This window comes from Rhizorhapis sp. SPR117, from assembly GCF_021742065.1.
The window spans coordinates 36511-56022 of the sequence record NZ_JAKKIE010000026.1 but is presented as its reverse complement, the minus strand read 5'-3'; the positions used below and the strand labels follow the sequence as shown (position 1 = coordinate 56022).

At 59.1% G+C, this 19512-nt stretch carries 20 protein-coding genes; 16 read left to right on the top strand and 4 right to left on the bottom strand.

Features of this window, described 5'->3' with window-relative positions; translation table 11 throughout:
• Positions 1 to 501 precede the first annotated feature (501 nt).
• A complete protein-coding gene (locus L3X40_RS11615; protein WP_237365806.1) occupies positions 502 to 3381 on the top strand; it encodes a DEAD/DEAH box helicase in 2880 nt (959 codons plus the stop codon).
• 29 nt (positions 3382 to 3410) lie between these two features.
• On the opposite strand, the gene L3X40_RS11610 is transcribed toward L3X40_RS11615, so the two are convergent.
• The 4 genes from L3X40_RS11610 to L3X40_RS22520 all read right to left on the bottom strand — a co-directional run bounded on the left by L3X40_RS11610 (position 3411) and on the right by L3X40_RS22520 (position 6952).
• Positions 3411 to 4034: a hypothetical protein gene (locus L3X40_RS11610; protein ID WP_237365805.1), complete on the bottom strand. Its 624-nt coding sequence runs from the start codon at positions 4032 to 4034 to the stop codon at positions 3411 to 3413.
• A gap of 237 nt (positions 4035 to 4271) precedes the next feature.
• Positions 4272 to 5189, bottom strand: coding sequence for a nucleotidyl transferase AbiEii/AbiGii toxin family protein (locus L3X40_RS11605; protein ID WP_237365804.1), 918 nt, complete (start codon positions 5187 to 5189; stop codon positions 4272 to 4274).
• On the bottom strand, positions 5179 to 6000 hold the full coding sequence (locus L3X40_RS11600) for a type IV toxin-antitoxin system AbiEi family antitoxin domain-containing protein (RefSeq protein ID WP_237365803.1): 822 nt from the start codon (positions 5998 to 6000) through the stop codon (positions 5179 to 5181). The genes L3X40_RS11605 and L3X40_RS11600 overlap by 11 nt, the downstream gene beginning before the upstream one ends.
• A gap of 325 nt (positions 6001 to 6325) precedes the next feature.
• Positions 6326 to 6952, bottom strand: a complete 627-nt coding sequence (locus L3X40_RS22520; RefSeq protein WP_445177183.1) for a hypothetical protein — start codon at positions 6950 to 6952, stop codon at positions 6326 to 6328.
• A 12-nt stretch (positions 6953 to 6964) separates the two neighbouring features.
• Between L3X40_RS22520 and L3X40_RS22515 the strand changes: the two genes are divergently transcribed.
• From L3X40_RS22515 to L3X40_RS11520, 15 genes are all read left to right on the top strand, one after another.
• Complete coding sequence (locus tag L3X40_RS22515) at positions 6965 to 7183, top strand: hypothetical protein (protein WP_445177182.1); 219 nt, start codon at positions 6965 to 6967, stop codon at positions 7181 to 7183.
• 103 nt (positions 7184 to 7286) lie between these two features.
• Positions 7287 to 7502: a hypothetical protein gene (locus L3X40_RS11585; protein WP_237365801.1), complete on the top strand. Its 216-nt coding sequence runs from the start codon at positions 7287 to 7289 to the stop codon at positions 7500 to 7502.
• A 109-nt stretch (positions 7503 to 7611) separates the two neighbouring features.
• Entirely contained in the window at positions 7612 to 9279 is a 1668-nt protein-coding gene (locus L3X40_RS11580; RefSeq protein WP_237365800.1) for a DUF6119 family protein, read from the top strand.
• 457 nt (positions 9280 to 9736) lie between these two features.
• Complete coding sequence (locus L3X40_RS11575; protein WP_237365799.1) at positions 9737 to 11446, top strand: ParB/RepB/Spo0J family partition protein; 1710 nt, start codon at positions 9737 to 9739, stop codon at positions 11444 to 11446.
• A gap of 274 nt (positions 11447 to 11720) precedes the next feature.
• Positions 11721 to 11900: a hypothetical protein gene (locus L3X40_RS11570; protein ID WP_237365798.1), complete on the top strand. Its 180-nt coding sequence runs from the start codon at positions 11721 to 11723 to the stop codon at positions 11898 to 11900.
• Between the two features lie 3 nt (positions 11901 to 11903).
• Positions 11904 to 13079: an NAD(P)/FAD-dependent oxidoreductase gene (locus L3X40_RS11565; RefSeq protein ID WP_237365797.1), complete on the top strand. Its 1176-nt coding sequence runs from the start codon at positions 11904 to 11906 to the stop codon at positions 13077 to 13079.
• 131 nt (positions 13080 to 13210) lie between these two features.
• Positions 13211 to 13708: an SUF system Fe-S cluster assembly regulator gene (locus L3X40_RS11560; RefSeq protein WP_338331140.1), complete on the top strand. Its 498-nt coding sequence runs from the start codon at positions 13211 to 13213 to the stop codon at positions 13706 to 13708.
• On the top strand, positions 13705 to 15189 hold the full coding sequence (gene sufB, locus L3X40_RS11555) for a Fe-S cluster assembly protein SufB (RefSeq protein WP_237365796.1): 1485 nt from the start codon (positions 13705 to 13707) through the stop codon (positions 15187 to 15189). The genes L3X40_RS11560 and sufB overlap by 4 nt, the downstream gene beginning before the upstream one ends.
• On the top strand, positions 15186 to 15677 hold the full coding sequence (locus L3X40_RS11550; protein WP_237365795.1) for an endonuclease domain-containing protein: 492 nt from the start codon (positions 15186 to 15188) through the stop codon (positions 15675 to 15677). The genes sufB and L3X40_RS11550 overlap by 4 nt, the downstream gene beginning before the upstream one ends.
• Positions 15674 to 15958, top strand: coding sequence for a hypothetical protein (locus L3X40_RS11545; RefSeq protein ID WP_237365794.1), 285 nt, complete (start codon positions 15674 to 15676; stop codon positions 15956 to 15958). The genes L3X40_RS11550 and L3X40_RS11545 overlap by 4 nt, the downstream gene beginning before the upstream one ends.
• A complete protein-coding gene (gene sufC / locus L3X40_RS11540; protein WP_237365793.1) occupies positions 15952 to 16710 on the top strand; it encodes a Fe-S cluster assembly ATPase SufC in 759 nt (252 codons plus the stop codon). Before L3X40_RS11545 ends, sufC begins: the two co-directional genes overlap by 7 nt.
• Positions 16707 to 17465 carry a SufD family Fe-S cluster assembly protein gene (locus tag L3X40_RS11535; RefSeq protein WP_237365792.1) on the top strand — a complete coding sequence of 253 codons (759 nt, stop codon included), beginning with the start codon at positions 16707 to 16709 and terminating at the stop codon, positions 17463 to 17465. Before sufC ends, L3X40_RS11535 begins: the two co-directional genes overlap by 4 nt.
• Positions 17462 to 18673, top strand: a complete 1212-nt coding sequence (locus L3X40_RS11530) for a cysteine desulfurase (protein ID WP_237365791.1) — start codon at positions 17462 to 17464, stop codon at positions 18671 to 18673. Before L3X40_RS11535 ends, L3X40_RS11530 begins: the two co-directional genes overlap by 4 nt.
• Positions 18666 to 19151 carry an SUF system Fe-S cluster assembly protein gene (locus tag L3X40_RS11525; RefSeq protein WP_445177181.1) on the top strand — a complete coding sequence of 162 codons (486 nt, stop codon included), beginning with the start codon at positions 18666 to 18668 and terminating at the stop codon, positions 19149 to 19151. The genes L3X40_RS11530 and L3X40_RS11525 overlap by 8 nt, the downstream gene beginning before the upstream one ends.
• Positions 19151 to 19507 carry a HesB/IscA family protein gene (locus L3X40_RS11520; protein ID WP_237365790.1) on the top strand — a complete coding sequence of 119 codons (357 nt, stop codon included), beginning with the start codon at positions 19151 to 19153 and terminating at the stop codon, positions 19505 to 19507. Before L3X40_RS11525 ends, L3X40_RS11520 begins: the two co-directional genes overlap by 1 nt.
• Positions 19508 to 19512: the final 5 nt, after the last annotated feature.

Sequence of the window (19512 nt, the reverse complement as noted above, 5' to 3'; positions counted from 1 at the left end):
GCCTGCCGACCTAGCATTGTTCATCTCCTCAAAGAGGCGTGAATCAATGAGGTGGATTACAGTTCCGGGTGACTAGGGGGGCTCATGACATTATTTCCCAGCTGGCAAGGAGACTTGACCCTGCCGCCGCTGCCTGACCGGAGAATCAAGGTCAGCGGCAATTTGATTTGCCAGCGGCCGTTTCGCGGAGGGAAATGCCGAGCGCGCATTGCGCCGTCGCAGCATCCAGGCCACGACCTGATCACGACCAACATGGCAGCCCCTTTCGATCAGATACTCCTGCGTCAGAAGGGCGCTCGTCGGGTTGCATCGTCACTGCCGGTCCTCAGTGCCGTGCAGCTCTCGAATATCAATGATCTCACGGACACGACTGAGTTTATGTGGGACAGTCCGGGCGATCTCCAAGAGCACGCCGCGACCCCGGAGCGCGTCTTGGCGTTATGGCGCAATAGGTTCACGTTCCGTGTGGAGAATGATGAGGAGCAGGAGCCCGGGCTGAGAATGCCCCAGATCGGGGCGCTACATGCGATTTCTGCCCACTTTGCAGTGGGCGAGCAGTTTGAACCGGCGACGGTGGTCCTGCCGACCGGGACCGGTAAAACCGAAACCATGTTGGCCACACAGGTCTATCGGCAACTGCGCCGGACGCTTGTGCTTGTCCCGTCGGATGCCCTCAGGAACCAGATATTCGAGAAATTCGTGACGTTGGGAGTTCTTCCGGACGCGGGCGTTGTGCCGCGGGAACTCGCCGGTCCGCATGTTGCGAAGATTTCCACCGGTCTGCGATCGGTCGACGACTGCCAAGTCCTTATCGAAAAATCCAACGTGATCGTTGCACTACCCGACAGTCTGCGAAGCTCCCAGCCCGATGCGCTTGCCTATCTGTTGGACCAATGTAGCGACATCTTTGTCGATGAGGCCCACCACGTCACAGCGTCTACATGGGCAACGGTAAGGGACCAGTTTAAAAACAAGCGGATTCTGCAATTCACGGCGACCCCGTTTCGCCGGGATGGCAAACGCGTCGATGGCAAGATCATCTTCAACTACAAGCTCGGCGATGCTCAGAAGGCGGGTTACTATCGACCCATCAATCTCCGTACGGTCGAAGAGTATGGCGATGCCGAGATGCGGGATCGCGCAATCGCCACGGAAGCCGTTGCCGTACTGCGCAGAGACCGCAACGATCTTGGTTTCGATCACCTCCTTATGGCCCGCACCCAGAACAAGGACCGGGCCGACATTGTCTGGGCTCTTTATCAGGAATTGGCCCCCGAGCTTCATCCGGTCATTGTATATTCAGGTCCCGGACGGCGGCTGATCAACGCCGCATCGCTGGAAAAAGTCCTGGACCGCAGCGCGGACGGCGCGCGCATCGTGGTTTGCGTCGACATGCTGGGAGAAGGGTTCGATCTGCCCAATCTAAAGATCGCCGCACTGCACGACACGCACAAATCCCTCGCAGTCACCCTGCAATTTATCGGTCGGTTCACACGCAAAGGGGCGACCGGAACAATCGGGGAAGCGACTGTCGTGGCCAACATCGCTGACCCCGAAGCGGAAGCCAAACTGGCAGCTCTGTATGCCGAGGGAGCCGACTGGGACGTGCTAATAAAGCGGCTCAGCGAAGAACGCATTCATGAAGAACTGCGGCTTCAAGATGTCGTGCTGGGCCTCAAGGAGCGGGGCGATCTTCATTCCCAACTTTCGCTCTGGAACCTCCGGCCCGCGCTATCGACACAGATATTCCGGACAAAATGTGAGGAATGGTCGCCGCTCAATTACACCGGGTGCCTGCCGCGTGACGCCGAAAGCTGGTACGCCCTCGACGAAGATAACAACCTGCTCGTCGCCGTCACGCACCGCACCTCGACAGTCGACTGGGGAAATTACCAGAACCTGGAAAATTCAGTATACGATCTCCTTCTTGCCAGATGGGACAAGGCAGCCGGGGCACTCTTCATCTATGCGAGCGATTATCAGGGGCTGCGTACCGAGCGCGTGGCCCGTGCGATTACATCCGATGAAACGGACCTGCTCAGCGGCCCGGCCGTCTTCCGCATTCCGAACAATGTCGAGATGCCGCTCGTCAAGAGCATGGGATCATCGCGCATTGGCGCCATTAGTTTCACGTCCTATTTCGGGCCGAACGTGACCGAAGGCCTGGCAGATATTGAGAAGCGCGAAGCCCAACTGAACAACATCGCATGCCTCGGTTACGAGGATGGCGAACGGGTCCTATGGGGCGGAACCCAGCGCAAAGGTAAAATTTGGCAGCAGAAGTCAGGGACGATCTCCGCATGGATGGAATGGTGTGGGCGCACCTGGAGCAAGGTCTCTTCAGAAGTTGAGCTAGAGTCGAATATCACCCGCGACTTCCTGCGACCTCAGAAATTGAACAAGCCGTACGAGGAATACCCGATTGCGGTGCAGTGGGGTGAACAGGCGCAGATCAGGTTCAGTGACAAGCAGTTCATGCTTTTCGATGAGCATGAAGTTCCGGTTTTCCTGGTCGATCTCAGCGTTGGCTCTGTCGGTGAGGACGGTTCGATCGATATCGACATCGCAACCGACGGATTTCAGTCAACCTACCGGCTCAGCATTTCGGCTGACCTGCCGGGGGGATACGGCCACGCCTGGGTCGCCGGTCCTCGGCTGAAATTCAGGAAAGCCAACGCGGAAGCCGTGCCTTTGGATGAATACCTGGTCACCGATCCATTCATTGTCAGGTATGCAGACGGCACTCACTCCTACAATTGCTATCATATTCCGACCCGACTTGATGCCGGGACATACCCGAAGGATTCGCTGGAGACGTGGGACTGGTCGGGCATTCCCCTCAACCGAGAATCAATGAACAAGACAGGTGACCGTGATACGATTCAATTTCGTGCATTCCAGCATATCGAAGACGAGTTCGATTTGATCTTCAACGATGACGGGCACGGCGAGGCCGCTGATCTCGTCGCTTTGAAAGAAACGGACGACGGCATCACGCTATGCCTCGTCCATTGCAAGAATGCGCTGGATGGGCGGGTTTCCGCTGATATCCGAAACTTCTATACGCTGTGCGGCCAGGCCCAGAAGAGCATGGCGGTCAAACACGGGGGGATGCCACGGCTCTATGTCGATCTGAAGCGGCGTCATGAGACATGGACCCGCCAGGGCGCGTCGCGTTTCCTGAAAGGCGACATGAAGATTCTGTCATACTTCAAGGATAAGGCCCGTCGCTCCCGGGTGGATTTTGAGGTCGTGCTCGTCCAGCCGGGGGCTTCTGTGGAGACAGTTACGCCAGAGATATTGAGGCTGCTGGCGACGACGGAGCTGTTCCTGACCAAGACAACGCAGGCGCGGTTTCGCGTGGTCGTTTCGAGCGCTTAGGCTACTAGACGCTGTGGCAGATCGGCGCGTCAGCGGCTCATGCGTTCATGCTCGGACATCAGGAAGGTTACATAGCTGCGAATAAGATTGCAGTAGAGACGCCCTTCATCCGCGTTGATGGTGATGCCACTCTTCAGGTCAGCGCCGTGCCGGACGCCGCCGCCCGTCGGCGACGAGAGATAGCCGTGCAAAGTGGTGAGCCAGGAAAGAACCTGCTCGATGGTCTGTCCCTTCCGCTTTGTCCTGAGCTCCTGCGCGATTTTGTTGAAGTATTTGGCTTCGATCGTGTCCTCGCCTGTGCCAAGGCCTTTGAAAGCGGTTACGACCGATTCCATTAGCCACAGGATTTCCTGCACTGCCTGCCGAGGATGCCCTTCGGCAAGCAGTTTCTCGGATTGCTGGAGCGATTGCTGCACGATCTCTTGCGCCTGTTCATCGAGCGATTGATATCGCTCGGGCACGGGAATCGGCTGGTGAAGACCGACAGCGACGAGCGCGGGCGGTCTGATCTCGTATCCGACGCCGTGCTCGCTGAGGATACGATTGATACGGCCGACCTCAGGCACAGTAAGGTCGGCTTCACTGCGTAGCGACTCGCAGCCGTCATAGAAGGCTTCGATGAAAAGCGGTGCGTTCTCCGCTGCCTGCGACATGAGCCTGTCCAGGTCCGATTCCGCCCAACTCTCAGACGAACTGCGGCTTGTGGTAGCACCGGCAGCCCCGGCAAAGTAGCCTTTAAAATGTTCGAGTATCGCCCAGCGGTTGCCTTGGGCCGCGACTCTCCCGACCAATGTATCAAACTCGCGAACGGCTTCGAGAGGCATAGCGCCGGGTGAGTCAAATCTCCAGGGACCCTGTAATTGCATTGGTTGTGCCTCCCGCCGGTTTGTTCAGGTAAAGAGTTCTTCCAGTTCCGCTCTTTGAGCGGCGTGCTTCGCCGGGTTTTCCGCGATAAGTTTCCGCAGGTTCAGGAGTTTCCATCGCACTGCCGGCAGGGCCGCCGCCTGCGGCAAGCCGATCGCGTCGAAATCCGGTTCGCCGTCATGCAGGCTTGTCAGAAATTTGTGGGTGCTGGCGTCAAGTCGTGCGCGGATGTCGGCGATGAGCCGGTCTCTGGTTTCTCCAAGTTCTTCGAGCGTGACGGGGGCCGTCGTCATGCCGACGAATTCACGGGCATAGGGCTCGTCCAGCTTGCTAAGACTGGGTGAGATTAGTTCGTGCGCCGGTCGCGGGGAGCTGGCCACATAGACCAGAAACGTGCGAAACAGCGCATCGGTCAGCCCCTCATTTTCGTAGAGCAGTTTCACGTCGAACAGATCACGCGGGTGCTGGCGATCGACCGCCGCATGAAGCTTACCGCCGAACAAATCCTCAAACGATACAACCTGGATCGAAGCGTATCCGAATTCATCCTCGACCGCCGGGGACACGTCACGGCGCTCGGGATCGTGGACGACACCGCGCGTTACGGGTGAGGTTTCTATCTTGACCTCGGCACCATCGAGCCGGGCCCGGATGCGGGTGGCGCCGCCGCCTCCTCCTGCAATGCGTCGTGCATCCAGTCGCGGGATGCCGCCATTGGCGGCGGCGGCGATCCGGTCCAGCGTTTCGTTGATCTCCGCGAGACTTTCCGCGCGGTCCCGGACCGGCAGATAGGTCAGGTCGATATCGACCGATAGGCGCGGCATGTCGCGATAGAATAGGTTGATGGCTGTCCCGCCCTTCAGCGCGAAGACCTCTTGTTCCGCGATGAAAGGCAGCAGGCGCACCAGCAGTGCGACCTGCGCGGCGTAGGCTTCACGGACCATCGTCAGCTCCCGTTGAGGTTTCGACGAACTCCGGCGGGACCATGATGCGGTAGCGGGGATGGATTTTGCCGCCCTTCACCAGTGCGCGGTCGCCCGTGCCCAGCATAAAATCGTCGGGGTTGAGGCGTTCGCGCCAAGAATGTTTGTGACGGTCGGCGAACACAAAGAACAGGCGTCTGACCTTGATCTTGCGGCAACTCTGCAAGAGCCTGGCAAGGCGGCGGGGACTCAGCGTCGCGAGTCCCTCAAATACCATGTCGAGATTGTGGAAGCTTTCATGGGCGGGCACTTCATCCAGTGCTTCGAGGATCGCGCGCTCTGGTGACGACATGCGGAGCGTCCAGCCCCAGGGAAGTGTCGTAGCGGTGCTGCCGGCCTTATTGTCCGTCAGGCTGAGTGCCGGATCGCTGAACAGCGACAGGGTGCGGCTGGTGAGCGGTGCATCCAGAGTCAGGCGTGACAGCCAAGTCGGTGTATCGTTGCCGTAAAGCCATACGGGCGGACGACCGCCGAGAGGCAGGTAGTGGCTATAGCCCTGTAGGCCGAGGGCGGATATGCCGCCGACATGGAGCTGATAGCCCATGATATGCTGGAGTGAGAGTACACAGGTTTGCCAGTCGAGCGGGACGGGTTGCGGTGTGGGGCGGCGGAAAACGCCGCGCTCCATGCGCTCCAGCCAGCCGCTGTCTATATATTTACGTGTCAGGAATCGGCTGACGCCGTGGGCTTCCAGCCAACGCGCGTCCACCACGAAGCCGGCCGGAACCGCCTCCAAAACGTTCTTTAGCTTATCTTCGCGCGGTGCACTCATGGTACACATTATAACCTATTTTCAAAGTCACTGGCTAGTGCTCTTTGACAATGGCGCGTTATGAGTACCTCAGGGGCACAAAACCGCTTTTTTTCAAAGAAAAATGGGGCACGTCCGGCAGGCCGGGCCAGGCTCTAGCTGTCCGCCTTCGCCACGGCTACGGCGTGAGCAGCCCCGAGCCGCAAGGTGTCTCCGCCCATTCGGGTGACGATCGCGCGCTTAAAGAGGACTCAGGAGCCCCAAAGCAGGCTGTAAGGTTGAGGATCATTTCACCATTACGGAAACTCACGTGACTTCCCGGTTGCGGATATGGCTGAAATAGCCATTATAGACCAAACACACGCGGGGGCTTCCGTTCATGAAAACCATGTCGGCGAAGGATGCCAAGAACGCCTTTGGCATGTTGATCGACGTTGCCCGCGCTGAACCGGTTACGGTTGAAAAGCATGGGAGACCGGTCGTGGTCGTTATGTCTGTCGAAGAATACAAGCGACTTGTCGCCCAGGGTGATGCGGAACGCCTCGACCGAGCTTTCCAGCCGCTTCAGCAAGTTCACAGTCATGAGGGCCTGAAGGCTGCGCTCGCGGTCAGCCTGGCGGAGTGTGCCGCCGCCGCTCTTCACTTCGGTATCGTAAAGCTCCGCGTATCTACCGATACGGCTGGGCAGGATGTAGCTGACCGGCGCATAGACCGCGAGTTTGAGCATGGTCAGGCGGTCAAATATCTCATTAAGACCGATCACGTCAGGGCGACCGGTTAGCGGACAATGGAATGAAATGGGCTTTAGCCGCTCGGGGAATTTGCCGACTTCTTCGGTGCTGTAGAAGGTCTGAATGTGCTTGCGGGACCGGGCGATCGTGACACTGTCGAGCAGCTCGAAGAAATCGAAATCCAGGGCGTTCAGGATCGCCGCTGCCGTCCGTTCCTCCGGCGGCAGTTTGACGACGAACATTTCTGGAGTCTCGTGAACGCTGCGCAGCTTAGCATCCACATCATTGATACGATCAAGGTTCAATGGGCCTTTCATGGCAAGGCCGACAACCCGAAGGCCATCCGCGTCCTGAGGGTTCTCGAATTCAACGATGAGGTGCTTTCGGCACCACTCGACGACAACGCCCTGAGCGCAATACTTGGCCGATACACGAAAACATCGGATGGGCAGGGGAGCTTGTTCGGAGATTAGTGTTTGCCCGGACCCACCTGCTTTCCGTAAGGGCCAGGGGGCTGGCGCACCCGCTTCACGATAGGATGGCGGGGCATGACGGATGTTTCGAGAGGGGTATGATATGGCGGAAATGGATGATTACGGGCGGCACGAAGTTATGCATATGGTCTCGTTTTTGAGCCGCGCGGTCGCCAGCGAGCTTTGCGAACATGCGCAAGTGCAGGCGAATCCCGAGTGGAAGGCGCTGGCGGACTCGGCAGCGGAATCCCTTTGGGCGCTTTATCAGGCCGTCGGCGCGGCGCATCTTGGCGACGGCGGCAGCATATCCGAGGGATAACCGGGACAATACTTGAACGCTGGCCGTTCGTCATTGACATACACGCCCGTCTTCTTTCTGTTATCTCAGATAGAAGAAACGAATTTTTGATCGCGCGCCGGGGGGCGGCATGGCAAAGAGCAGGGCTTTCTCGATCTACCTTCTCAAGGAAGGCTATGATGCGACCAACGCGCTGCGGGAGGACCATGCGCTGGACGACGATATCGGCGCGCAGGCCCTGCCGGAGGGCGCAACGCTGTTCGTGCTGGACAGCGACCCGCGCCCGCCATGGTGGAAGTCTTATTTCAGCGTTGAGAAAAACCTGACGCAGGTGAACAAGGGGGCCCTTGTGTTCCTGCCGGTCGGTGGCCGGTGTTTCGCGCTATCCTTCGGCCATGTCGCCCATAACCTGATCGACTCCAGCTACGAATATGATTTCGGGCTTCGGGTCACGTTGAACAGTCTCGATCCGCACAAACTCAAAAGCACCGATACGCTCGATCCCGGCGCGGCCAAGCGCCAGCGGACACAGCTCCCGATCGAATCCGAGCTGACGCTGTTTGATTTCGACCGTGACAGCACGATCCTGCGCAGCCTGACCGGCAAGGTCCGCGACGAGCACAAGGAGCTGTTCCGTCACGCCACGGGCGGCAGCAATCTGCGCATCAGCACGGATGTCGCGGCCGACGGGTTGGCGGCGCTATGCGAGAAGCTGGTCGCTCTATACCAGAGCGAGGAATACAAGGCCGCTTTCCCTGACATCCAGAACATCATGCCGGTCCGTGACCCCGCCCAGATCGAGGCGTTGAACGGACGGCTTCTGGAGGCTTTTCGCGCGCGCAATCCCGACCTGAACATCACGGTCCCGGAAATCATCAACTACAGCGACAATCTCTACGCCGCTTTCGCCGGAGGCGGGCGCAGCCGCGTCTATGACGATGTCTATATCGGGCGGTATTACGAGTATCTGGATGAACACGGGATCGACCTGAACACCCTGGGCGTCGAGGATTTGCGGCGGCACGCGCTGGTCCTGACCGACGAGGACGGCAACAGCCGCGACCGCTACAGCATTTTCAAGAGCCTGGTCTTCGACACGGCGCTGGAAGACGCGCAAGGCGAAACCTTCCATCTTTGCGAAGGCAACTGGTATCGCATTGACGATGCCTATATCGCGCGCCTTGGCGCTTACCTCGACCCGCTATGCGCGGACAGCGACCTCCCGCCCTACGATCATCCGAGCGAAGGCGCGTACAATGCGGCCGTTGGGGCGGCGGACGCTGCTGTCGCCTGCCTTGATACCAAGAATATCAGCCCGGACGGGCAGACGGCGGTAGAGCCTTGCGACCTGCTGGCGGTTCGCGACGGTGTCGCCGCCTTCTATCATGTCAAAGTCTCGACCCTGTCGGCACAGTTGAGCCACCTGTTCAACCAGGGCGTAAACGCCGTCGAATTGATACGGCTGGAGCCGCAGGCGGTCGACAAGCTGGAGGCGCTCATCCGGGAAGTTCTCGCCGATGGCGATGCGGATGCGATGGTCACGCTCGTCCGCGCCCGGAAATATTGCATCGTCTTCGGCATCGTGACCCGGAAAGACCCCGCCGGGCGGTCCCTGAACCTGCCCTTGTTCTCCCGCATCAGCCTCATGCGCGGCATGAAGGCGCTCCAGCTGATGGACGTTCCGGGGCGCGTGATTTTTATTGCCGATCAGGTTGTGGCAGCGGAAGGCCGCAAGAAGAAGCGGAAGAAAAAGGACGTGCCCGCCGAGGCCGAACAGCCCGCCGAAGCCGCAGAATAGGTTTCGCAAGCGTTGATCGGGCTGCCTCCGCTTTCAGCGGACCGCGCTCTATGGCTTTGCCACCGAACCCTGCCGGGCACAGGTTTCGGCCCCGCCGGGTAACGATCACTGGCAGAAGAAAACATGGGCGGCATCATGCCGACGCCTTTTATAGGTCAGGCGCGCGCGTACCGCGCGCGTGCACCCCATTTTGTCAGCTTACACCGACGGCGCGGACCAAGGGCCAATAGCCGAAATCCGGGCTGGCCCGCTCCCTTCGCTGCGCTCCCGTGTGGCCCGGACGCCTGCGGCGCCGCGAGCGGTTCGGCTTTGGCGTCCCCGCCTTTCGGTACGATCGCCCATATCCGCCTTGCGGCGGATTGAAGGATGGACGCTCGGCGCTGGCCAAGGGTGCATGCGCGGCTTTTTGTTTTGAAGGCTTCGCAGCTCAACCCACGGCTAGCGAAAGGAACCAGCCATGAAACTCGACCATCTTTCTCTTGAGCAATTGAAGCTCTCTCCCCTCAACGTCCGCAGGAAAGGCGGCAAGGATATCGCGGACCTTCTCCCGCTCATCCGGCGGCACGGCATCATCCAGCCCTTGCTGGTCAGGCCGAATTGCGAAGGCTTTGAAATCATCGCCGGGCAGCGGCGCTACAATTCCCTGCTTGCGCTTGCCGGGGAAGGAATCGCGGAGCCTGTTCCCTGCATCATCATGGAGGACGGTGACGATGCGCGGGCGGTTGAAGCCTCCCTCGCTGAAAATATCGGCCATCTTCCCATGGATGAAATCGACCAGTTCAAGGCCTTCGCGGGCCTTGTGCAGAAGGGCATGACCGCCGCCGACATTGCGGCGCATTTCGGCGTGACGGAGCGGCTGGTGCATCAGCGGCTGGCGATTGCCAACCTGATCGAGCCGATCCTGAATGCCTACCGCCGCGAGGATATCAGCGCCGACACGCTGCGCAGCCTGACCATGGCAACGCAGCGCCAGCAGAAGGCATGGTGGAAGCTGTTCAAGAGCGCGGATGAATACGCGCCGCAAGGCCGGGCGCTCAAGGAATGGCTGTTCGGCGGTTCGCAGATTCCGGTCGGCAACGCCCTGTTTGATGTCGCCAGCTATACAGGGGCGATTGTGTCCGACCTGTTCGGGGAGGAACGCTATTTTGCAGACAGCGAAGCTTTCTGGCGGTTGCAGGGCGAAGCCATCGCGCAGGCGCGTGACGCGTATCTCGAAAAAGGTTGGGCCGAAATCGTCATACTCGATATCGGCCAGCACTGGCAGGGCTGGGACTATGTCAAGGCGGCGCGGACCAAAGGCGGAAAGGTCTATGTCACCTGCACCCGTGACGGCGAGGTCGCGTTCCACGAAGGATTCCTGACGGCTAAAGACGCAAGGAAGAAGGAGAAGGCGCAGGCCGCGTCCCCTGAATGCCGCGTGGAACGGCCCGAGTTGACCCAGACCATGCAGAACTATCTCGGCCTGCATCGCCATGCGGCGGTCAGGACCGAACTTCTTGCGCATCCCGGCATCGCCCTGCGGTTAGCTACGGCGCACATCATAGCGGGTTCAAGTCTCTGGACCGTGCGGCCCGAAAGCCAGCGGGCGGCCAATAACGCCATCGCTGAAAGCCTTGCCGCATCGAAAGCGGAAGCGGCATTCGCGGAGACGCGCACCGCGATTGCGGCGCTGCTCGGAATAGAGAGCGAAGACGGGGGAACGCTTGTATCCAGCGGCATCTATGGCTGCGGATACGGCCTGACCGATATTTTCCGCGCCCTCCTGCAAAGGGAGGATGAAGCCGTTATGAAGGTTTTGTCCTTCGCCATGGCCGAGACGCTGGCGGCGCACAGCCCTGTCGTCGAAACCCTTGGCGCACTGCTTCACACCGACATGCGCGCATGGTGGACGCCGGATGAGACGTTCCTTGACCTGTTGCGCGACAAGGACGCTATCAACGCCATCGTGCGCGAAGTCGCGGGCGGCAGGAGAGCCGAGGCTCACACCGCATCGACCGCGAAGGTGCAAAAGAAGATCATCGCGGACAGCCTCACCGAGTCCCGCCAGAACGGCGGCGAAAGCTGGCAGCCCCGTTACATGGCGTTCCCGGCGGCGGGCTATACGGCGCGGTTTCCGGGGCGCGGCCCGCAGGACGAAGATACGGAATATTCCGAGGCTGCTGAATGATCCGCCGATAATGGCCGGGCGCATCGCGCCCGGCCTTTATCACGCGAAGGATACCGCCCGCCGCATCTGGTGCAGACCCTCGCTGCTCCCCCGTTTTCAGGCGCGTCCTCACTTCCAGTCTTGCAGTACGGCTTTGCGTTAGATAGCAGAAACAAGGACATAGCAGTTCCCAGTTTCATCCTCTCCGGCGCACCACCATCATCGATGATTTCTGCGACTTTGCGAATGCTATAGCGGGCCAGTCTCGGCGCCTGCGGGAAAGATGGAGTTCACGATGGCGGAACGATTTGAACGACATCGGCAGCCCTGGACAAGTGACGAGATTCAGAAATTACACGCTCTGGCAAAAAAAGGCATGCCACTCAAATCGATCGCCAAGGCATTGACCCGTAGTGAAGAATCCGTGAAGGACCGCGCGAAAATGGACAAGCTGAGCATTGCCAAATTGCGCTGATCCATGACCACTCAATATGATGCCATTGTGCTGGGCGCGGGCGCGGCAGGATTGATGTGTGCCGCGGTCGCCGGACAGCGGGGGCGGCGCGTCCTGTTAATCGACCATGCGGACGAAGCGGGCAAGAAAATTGTCATTTCCGGAGGGGGACGGTGCAATTTTACTAATGTGCGGGCCGGCCATGATCGCTATTTTTCATCCAATCCGCATTTCGCAAAATCCGCACTGAGCCGCTATATGGCGCAGGATTTCATAGCGATGATCGATCGATATGGCATCGCATGGCACGAAAAGACGTTGGGACAGCTTTTTTGCGATGGTTCCTCACGGCAGGTCGTTGCAATGCTGTTGGAGGAATGTGCCAAGGGCGCTGTGGAGTTGGCGCTTGGATCCGGGGTCCAAAGTGTCGAGCATGGTGATGGGCTCTTTCGGGTCGCTTGTCGTGATCGGTTGGTTTCGGCGCCTGCGCTGGTGATCGCTACAGGCGGACCCTCTATTCCCAAGATGGGCGCGACCGGCTTTGCATATGACCTTGCCAGACGGTTTGGGTTGAAGGTTGTGGAGCCGCGTCCCGCGCTGGTGCCATTGACATTAGGAGGAGACGAAACGCTGTTTCGCTCTCTCACCGGCGTGGCCTGCGACGTTATCGCCGGGGCGGGTGGAACCACCTTTCGAGAGGCGGCACTATTCACGCACAAGGGTTTATCTGGTCCCGCGATCTTGCAGGTGTCGTCATACTGGCGACATGGCGAACCCGTTTCCATCAACTTTCTACCCTCTGGCGAACCGGGGTGGCTGGTCGAACAGAAGCGGAGCCGACCACGCGGCACAGTGCGCAGCGTATTGGGCGCGATGTTGCCGGACCGCCTCTCAGCAGTCTTGTCGGAACGTATCGGGCTGGACGGTGAACTGGCGAACCTTCCTGATCGCAAGCTGTCAGAGACGGAGCGCCAACTTAGCAATTGGCGGTTCATACCCAATGGCACCGAGGGTTTCGCCAAAGCGGAAGTCACCGGCGGCGGGATCAGCACCGATGGCCTTTCTTCGCAAACCATGGAGGCGCGACGGGTGCCGGGTCTGTATGCGATTGGGGAAGCGGTGGACGTAACGGGCTGGCTTGGCGGCTATAATTTCCAATGGGCATGGGCAAGCGGTTGGGCAGCGGGACAGGCCTTATAATTTTTCGGCAGATCCGGGCCGTATTTAAGAACGACTCTCAGTAGTTGCTTCCAGCCAGAAAATACTTGATTTCGGGCGGCGCGGTCGCCACATGCCCAATCAGAGCGATTCAATCCGATTGGGAATGAGCAATGCGGCTTTCCAGCCTTGCCGATTACGCCATAGTCGTGATGTCCGCCATTGCGCGGCATGATGGCGATTTGCGCTTTTCCGCCACGATGCTGGCGGATGAAACCGGCGTGCCCCTGCCGACCGCGCAAAAGCTTATGGGACGGCTTGCCAGTGCTGGCCTGCTCGAATCGGCACGCGGTACGGGGGGCGGTTTCGCGCTTGTCCGGCCAGCGATTGAAATCAGCCTTGCAGATATTGTGGAGGCCGTCGAAGGCCCCATTGCCATGACCGCCTGTATTGAAGAAGCGCGCCACGAATGCGCACTTGAGGATAATTGCCGCGTTCGCCCGCATTGGGGCGCGGTCAACGGGGCGATCCGGGGCGCGCTGGCAGGCGTGTCACTGGAAAGTCTCGCCCATGATGTGCTCGATTCCGTTAATGTCGAGCGACATCGGGATATCACCACCAAACCAGTGTCCCTCGACTTTGCTGGGGACGAACGGATCAGTCAAGCATGACCGAAGAAACAACAACTGTCCGCAATGCCGAAGCGCTTGCCGCTGCTGAGAAGGCTTCCAAATATGAATTTGGCTGGACCAGCGACATCGAGCAGGATTTCGCGCCCAAGGGCCTGAACGAAGACACCGTCCGCTATATTTCGGCGAAAAAGGGCGAGCCGGAATGGATGCTGGAATGGCGGTTGAAGGCCTATCGCCTGTGGTTGACGAAGGCCACGCCGGATTGGGCAAAGCTGAAGGTGCCTGCGATCGACTATCAGGAAGCCTATTATTACGCCGAGCCCAAGAAGAAGGCGGAGCTGAAGTCGCTGGACGAGCTCGATCCGGAAATATTGGCGGTTTACCAAAAGCTCGGTATCCCGCTGGAGGAACAGAAGGTGCTCGCCGGGGTTGAGGGCGCGCGCAAGGTGGCCGTCGATGCTGTGTTCGACAGCGTTTCGGTCGCGACCACCTTCCGCAAGGAACTGGCTGAAGCGGGCGTCATCTTCCTGTCGATCAGCGAGGCGATCCGCGAATATCCTGAGCTGGTGAAGAAATGGCTGGGCAAGATAGTGCCGCAGCATGATAATTATTTTGCCACGTTGAACAGCGCCGTCTTTTCCGATGGCACCTTCGTTTATATACCGGAGGGCGTCCGCTGTCCGATGGAGCTTAGCACCTATTTCCGTATCAATGCGGAGAATACGGGGCAGTTCGAGCGTACCCTCATCATCGCGGAAAAGGGGAGCTATGTCTCTTACCTTGAAGGCTGCACTGCGCCGCAGCGGGATGAGAACCAGTTGCATGCCGCCATCGTCGAACTGGTCGCGCTGGATGATGCGGAGATCAAATATTCGACCGTCCAGAACTGGTATCCGGGCGATGCACAGGGCAAGGGCGGCATTTATAATTTCGTCACCAAGCGCGGGCTGTGCCAAGGGAAGAACAGCAAGATTAGCTGGACGCAGGTGGAGACGGGCAGCGCCATCACCTGGAAATATCCGTCGTGCGTGTTGGCCGGGGAAAACAGCGTTGGGGAATTTTATTCGGTCGCGCTCACCAATAATTACCAGCAGGCCGATACCGGCACGAAGATGATCCACCTCGGCAAGAACAGCCGTTCGACGATCATCTCCAAGGGGATCAGCGCGGGTAAGTCGAATAACACTTATCGCGGCCTGGTGCGCGTTGGGCCGACGGCGGAGAATGTCCGCAACTTTACCCAGTGCGACAGCCTGCTGCTGGGAGACCAGTGCGGGGCGCATACGGTGCCCTATATCGAGGTGAAGAACCCCAGCGCGCAGATCGAGCATGAGGCGACGACGAGCAAGATTTCGGACGACCAGCTTTTCTACGCGATGCAGCGCGGGCTGGATATCGAGGCGGCGGTATCGCTGATCGTCAACGGTTTTGCCAAGGAAGTATTGCAGCAGTTGCCGATGGAATTCGCGGTGGAGGCGCAGAAGCTGCTGGGCATTTCGCTGGAGGGGTCGGTGGGATGAACAGCCCCATCGACAAAGGCTGGCGAAAAGAAGCCCCTCCCCTTCAGGGGAGGGGTTTGGGGTGGGGGCTGTCAGTCGAACGCCTCGCCGAACTGAATCGCCGCGCCACCGAAATGCGCCGCAACCCGACCGAACCGGAAAAGCGTCTCTGGCGTAACCTGTCCGATTCGCAACTCAGCGGGCACAAGTTTCGCCGCCAATCCGTGATCGGTCAGTTCATCGTGGACTTCCTGTGCCCGCAAAAGGCGCTGATCGTGGAGGTGGATGGCGACACGCATGACGCCGACAAGGACCGGCTGCGCGATGATATATTGGCTGAGCGCGGTTTTCGCGTCGTTCGCGTGACGAACCATGATGTGATGGCCAACATGGATGGGGTCTTGCAGGCGGTTCTTGCTGCATTGGAAGAAGCGCCGGGTCGTTGGGACAACCCCCACCCCAACCCCTCCCCTGAAGGGGAGGGGCTCAAGGAAGGTTGCGCAGGATGACCGACGAAGACGCAGGCTATTTCGCTGAAACAATGAGTGAAATTCAACGCAAGGTGATTCTGCTTTGCTCCAAAGCTGGATCTCTAGGTTATTCTCGGCTCGCTGAAAAAACAGGCGTTAGCTACGGTGAAGCCCAACAGGTTGGATGGTTTCTCCAATCTGCAAATTTAGCGGATATAAAACTTATTAAGCCCGGCTATTCCGGTTCGGCCATTTTTCTGAACGACCGCGGAGAACAAGTCAGGCAAGCGGCCCTCCGATTGGAAATGAAACAATGCTAACTATTAATAACCTCACCAACGAAATCGACGGCACGCCGATCCTGAAGGGCCTGTCGCTCTCCATCAACACGGGGGAAATCCACGCGATCATGGGGCCTAATGGCGCGGGGAAGTCGACGCTGGCTTATACGCTGGGCGGGCGGCCGGGCTATGACGCGACGGGTGGTTCCGTGACCTTCCAGGGCCCAAACGGACCAACTGACTTGCTCGACATGGCACCGCATGAGCGGGCTGCGGCGGGGATTTTCCTGGGGTTTCAGTATCCGGTTGAAATTCCCGGCGTCTCCAACCTGCAATTCCTGCGCGAGAGCCTGAACAGCCAGCGCCGCGCGCGGGGGCAGGAGCCGCTTTCGGGCGGGGAATTCATCAAGCTTGCCAAGGAAAAGGCGGCGCTGTTGAAGCTCGACATGGATATGTTGAAGCGCCCGGTGAATGTCGGCTTTTCGGGCGGCGAAAAGAAGCGCAATGAAATGGTGCAGATGGGCATCCTCGATCCCAAGCTGGCGATTCTCGATGAAACCGATAGCGGACTCGACATCGACGCGCTGAAAACGGTGGGCGAGGGGATTAATACGATCATGCGTCGGCCTGACAAGGCGGTGCTGCTCATCACCCATTATCAGCGGCTGCTCGACTATGTGACTCCGGACTTTGTCCATGTGCTGGCTGCAGGGCGGATTGTGAAGTCGGGCGGGCCGGAACTGGCGCTGGAGCTTGAGCGCGAGGGTTATACAGAGGTGGTAGCGGCATGAATCTGGCCGTCATCCCTACTGCCCATGATGAGGCATGGCGATACAGCGACCATGAGGCACTGGCGAAGGTGTGGCCGCAGGGCATAGCCGAGCCGGAGCACATCACCGTGCCCGTTGGCGAGAGCGCCGCACATCACCTTATCCAGGCGGCGGAAGATGGTGAGATCGTGATCCGTGATTATGTAATCGACGTGGCGGATGGCGCATCGTGCCAGTTCCATATTCTCAACATGGGCGGCGCCTTTGGACGGGTGGCGCTGGACGTGAGACTGGGCAATGGCGCGCATTTTGAACTGGGTGGTGCGATCCTGGGTATGGGGGCGCAGACGCTTGAAATCGTCACCACCGTCAACCACGCACAACCCAATGCGACGAGCCGGCAAACGATTCGTTCGGTGCTGGCGCAAAAGGCGACCGGTAGCTTCCTGGGTTCTATAAAGGTCGCGCGCCATGCGCAGAAGACCGACGCCGAGCAATCGGTTAAGGCCATGCTGATGGATCGCACTGCGACGGCGAACGCCAAGCCGGAGTTGGAGATTTTTGCGGACGACGTGAAATGCGCACATGGCGCGACGGTCGGCGAACTCGACAAGGCCGCTTTGTTCTATATGGAGAGCCGGGGTATGGAGCCGGGGCTTGCCAAACGCGTGATGCTGCGCGCTTTCATCGCGGGTGTGTTCGATGACATGGCGGATGAGGCGGTGAAGCAGGAAATGGAGCAAGCAGCGCTCGCCAAGCTGGAGTCGATGGCATGAACCACGATGTCATGACCCGAAGCTGGCGCGGGGATTTCCCCGGCATTGCCGACTGGCACTATCTGGATACGGCCGCAACGGCGCAAAAGCCCGCGCAAGTGATCGATGCCATCGCCCGTGCCTATGGTGAGGATTATGCGACTGTGCATCGCGGCGTCTATGCGCGTTCCGCCAATATGACGCTGGCCTACGAAGCGGCGCGGCAGCGGGTGGCGCGCTTTATCGGTGCAGCATCGGACGAAGAGGTCGTTTTCTTGCGCGGCGCGACCGAGGCGATCAATCTGGTTGCACAGAGTTGGGGCGGCGCGAACCTTAAAAATGGCGATCGTATCATGCTGTCGGTGCTGGAGCATCACAGCAACATCGTGCCATGGCAGTTGATTGCCGAACGCGTGGGCGCCCAGATCGACGTCGCGCCATTGACGCATGACGGCAAGATCGACCTTGACGCCATGCAGGCGATGCTGACACCCAAGCACAAAATCGTCGCGCTGGCCCATATATCCAATGTCCTGGGGTCAATGCTCGATGTGCGCCGCGCAGCGGATATGGCGCATGCTGTCGGAGCGAAAATTCTGATCGATGGCTGTCAGGCAGTGCCGCGCCTTGCCGTCGATGTGCAGGCGCTGGATTGCGATTTTTACGTTTTTTCGGCGCATAAATTATATGGACCGACGGGCATTGGCGTGCTCTGGACGAAAGCGGAGATACTCGTTGACATGCCGCCCTATCAAGGGGGCGGGTCAATGATTGAAAAGGTGACATTCGAAAAGACGACCTATGCCCCGGCGCCCACCCGCTTTGAGGCGGGAACGCCGCATATCGTGGGCGCAGTGGGTCTGGCCGCCGCTATCGACTATATCGATCAAATCGGCCTTGGCGTCATCCATGCGCATGAAGTCGAACTGGTGCGTCAGGCGCAGGAGGCGCTTGCCAGCCTCAACAGTGTGCGCGTCTTTGGGCCGGAGGACAGCGCCGGCATATTAAGTTTTGAGATCGCTGGGGTGCATCCTCATGATGTCGGCACCATATTGGATGAGGAAGGCGTGGCGATCCGCGCGGGCCATCACTGTGCGCAGCCGCTGATGCGGCATTTGGGGGTCGAGGCGACGGCGCGGGCCAGCTTTGGCATTTACAACGATGAAAGTGATATCGCGGCGCTGGTGCGCGGCATTGAACGAGTGAGGAAGATCTTCGCCAATGACTGAGAAGATTCACGACGAACGCAAAATTGCGGTTGAGGAAGTGGACGGCGTGACGCCGCCGCCAAAGGCACGTGTTGAAGAAACTGGCTCCGCACGTGAAACGATGGAGCGCAAGCGCGATTATCTGGACGGTTTCCTGAAACAGCAACCGGTTGAGGCGGATGCGGGTGAACCGGGAGGCGATGTTTACGAGGCCGTGATCGCGGCATTGAAGGAAATTTATGATCCTGAAATTCCCGTCAATATCTATGACCTCGGCCTGATCTATGGCGTCGATGTGACGGAAGGCGGCCATGTCGTCGTTACCATGACGCTGACCACGCCGCATTGCCCGGTTGCCGAATCCATGCCCGGCGAAGTGGAACTGCGCGTCGGTTCCGTCCCCGGTGTCGGCGTTGCGGAGGTCAATCTGATATGGGACCCGCCGTGGGACCCGCAAAAGATGAGCGATGAGGCGAAACTTGAACTGGGGATGCTCTGATGGCTGAAACCAATACCCGCACCCGTCCCGCCGCCGTCGTCCTGACGCCCGCGGCGGAACAACGTATCGCAGACCTGATGGCCAAGGCGCCGGAAGGTGCGATTGGCGTGAAATTATCCACCCCGCGCCGGGGCTGTTCGGGGCTTGCCTATTCGGTCGATTATGTGAACGAAGAAACCAGGTTCGATGAGAAAATCGAAACGCCCGGTGGTGTGTTTTACATCGACGGCGGATCGGTGCTGTACCTTGTCGGATCGATAATGGACTGGCGAGAAGATGATTTCGCCGCCGGTTTCGTCTTTGAAAACCCCAATGCCAAGGGAAGCTGCGGCTGCGGCGAGAGCTTTACGGTTTAATCAGT

What these genes read in the sequence shown, in the direction of transcription:
- L3X40_RS11615 (WP_237365806.1), top strand. Translation starts at nt 502, where the DNA reads ATGCCCCAGATCGGGGCGCTACATGCGATTTCTGCCCACTTTGCAGTG.
- L3X40_RS11610 (WP_237365805.1), bottom strand. Translation starts at nt 4,034, where the DNA reads ATGTCGCAGGCAGCGGAGAACGCACCGCTTTTCATCGAAGCCTTCTAT.
- L3X40_RS11605 (WP_237365804.1), bottom strand. Translation starts at nt 5,189, where the DNA reads ATGGTCCGTGAAGCCTACGCCGCGCAGGTCGCACTGCTGGTGCGCCTG.
- L3X40_RS11600 (WP_237365803.1), bottom strand. Translation starts at nt 6,000, where the DNA reads ATGAGTGCACCGCGCGAAGATAAGCTAAAGAACGTTTTGGAGGCGGTT.
- L3X40_RS22520 (WP_445177183.1), bottom strand. Translation starts at nt 6,952, where the DNA reads ATGTTCGTCGTCAAACTGCCGCCGGAGGAACGGACGGCAGCGGCGATC.
- L3X40_RS11585 (WP_237365801.1), top strand. Translation starts at nt 7,287, where the DNA reads ATGGCGGAAATGGATGATTACGGGCGGCACGAAGTTATGCATATGGTC.
- L3X40_RS11580 (WP_237365800.1), top strand. Translation starts at nt 7,612, where the DNA reads ATGGCAAAGAGCAGGGCTTTCTCGATCTACCTTCTCAAGGAAGGCTAT.
- L3X40_RS11575 (WP_237365799.1), top strand. Translation starts at nt 9,737, where the DNA reads ATGAAACTCGACCATCTTTCTCTTGAGCAATTGAAGCTCTCTCCCCTC.
- L3X40_RS11570 (WP_237365798.1), top strand. Translation starts at nt 11,721, where the DNA reads ATGGCGGAACGATTTGAACGACATCGGCAGCCCTGGACAAGTGACGAG.
- L3X40_RS11565 (WP_237365797.1), top strand. Translation starts at nt 11,904, where the DNA reads ATGACCACTCAATATGATGCCATTGTGCTGGGCGCGGGCGCGGCAGGA.
- L3X40_RS11560 (WP_338331140.1), top strand. Translation starts at nt 13,211, where the DNA reads ATGCGGCTTTCCAGCCTTGCCGATTACGCCATAGTCGTGATGTCCGCC.
- sufB (WP_237365796.1), top strand. Translation starts at nt 13,705, where the DNA reads ATGACCGAAGAAACAACAACTGTCCGCAATGCCGAAGCGCTTGCCGCT.
- L3X40_RS11550 (WP_237365795.1), top strand. Translation starts at nt 15,186, where the DNA reads ATGAACAGCCCCATCGACAAAGGCTGGCGAAAAGAAGCCCCTCCCCTT.
- L3X40_RS11545 (WP_237365794.1), top strand. Translation starts at nt 15,674, where the DNA reads ATGACCGACGAAGACGCAGGCTATTTCGCTGAAACAATGAGTGAAATT.
- sufC (WP_237365793.1), top strand. Translation starts at nt 15,952, where the DNA reads ATGCTAACTATTAATAACCTCACCAACGAAATCGACGGCACGCCGATC.
- L3X40_RS11535 (WP_237365792.1), top strand. Translation starts at nt 16,707, where the DNA reads ATGAATCTGGCCGTCATCCCTACTGCCCATGATGAGGCATGGCGATAC.
- L3X40_RS11530 (WP_237365791.1), top strand. Translation starts at nt 17,462, where the DNA reads ATGAACCACGATGTCATGACCCGAAGCTGGCGCGGGGATTTCCCCGGC.
- L3X40_RS11525 (WP_445177181.1), top strand. Translation starts at nt 18,666, where the DNA reads ATGACTGAGAAGATTCACGACGAACGCAAAATTGCGGTTGAGGAAGTG.
- L3X40_RS11520 (WP_237365790.1), top strand. Translation starts at nt 19,151, where the DNA reads ATGGCTGAAACCAATACCCGCACCCGTCCCGCCGCCGTCGTCCTGACG.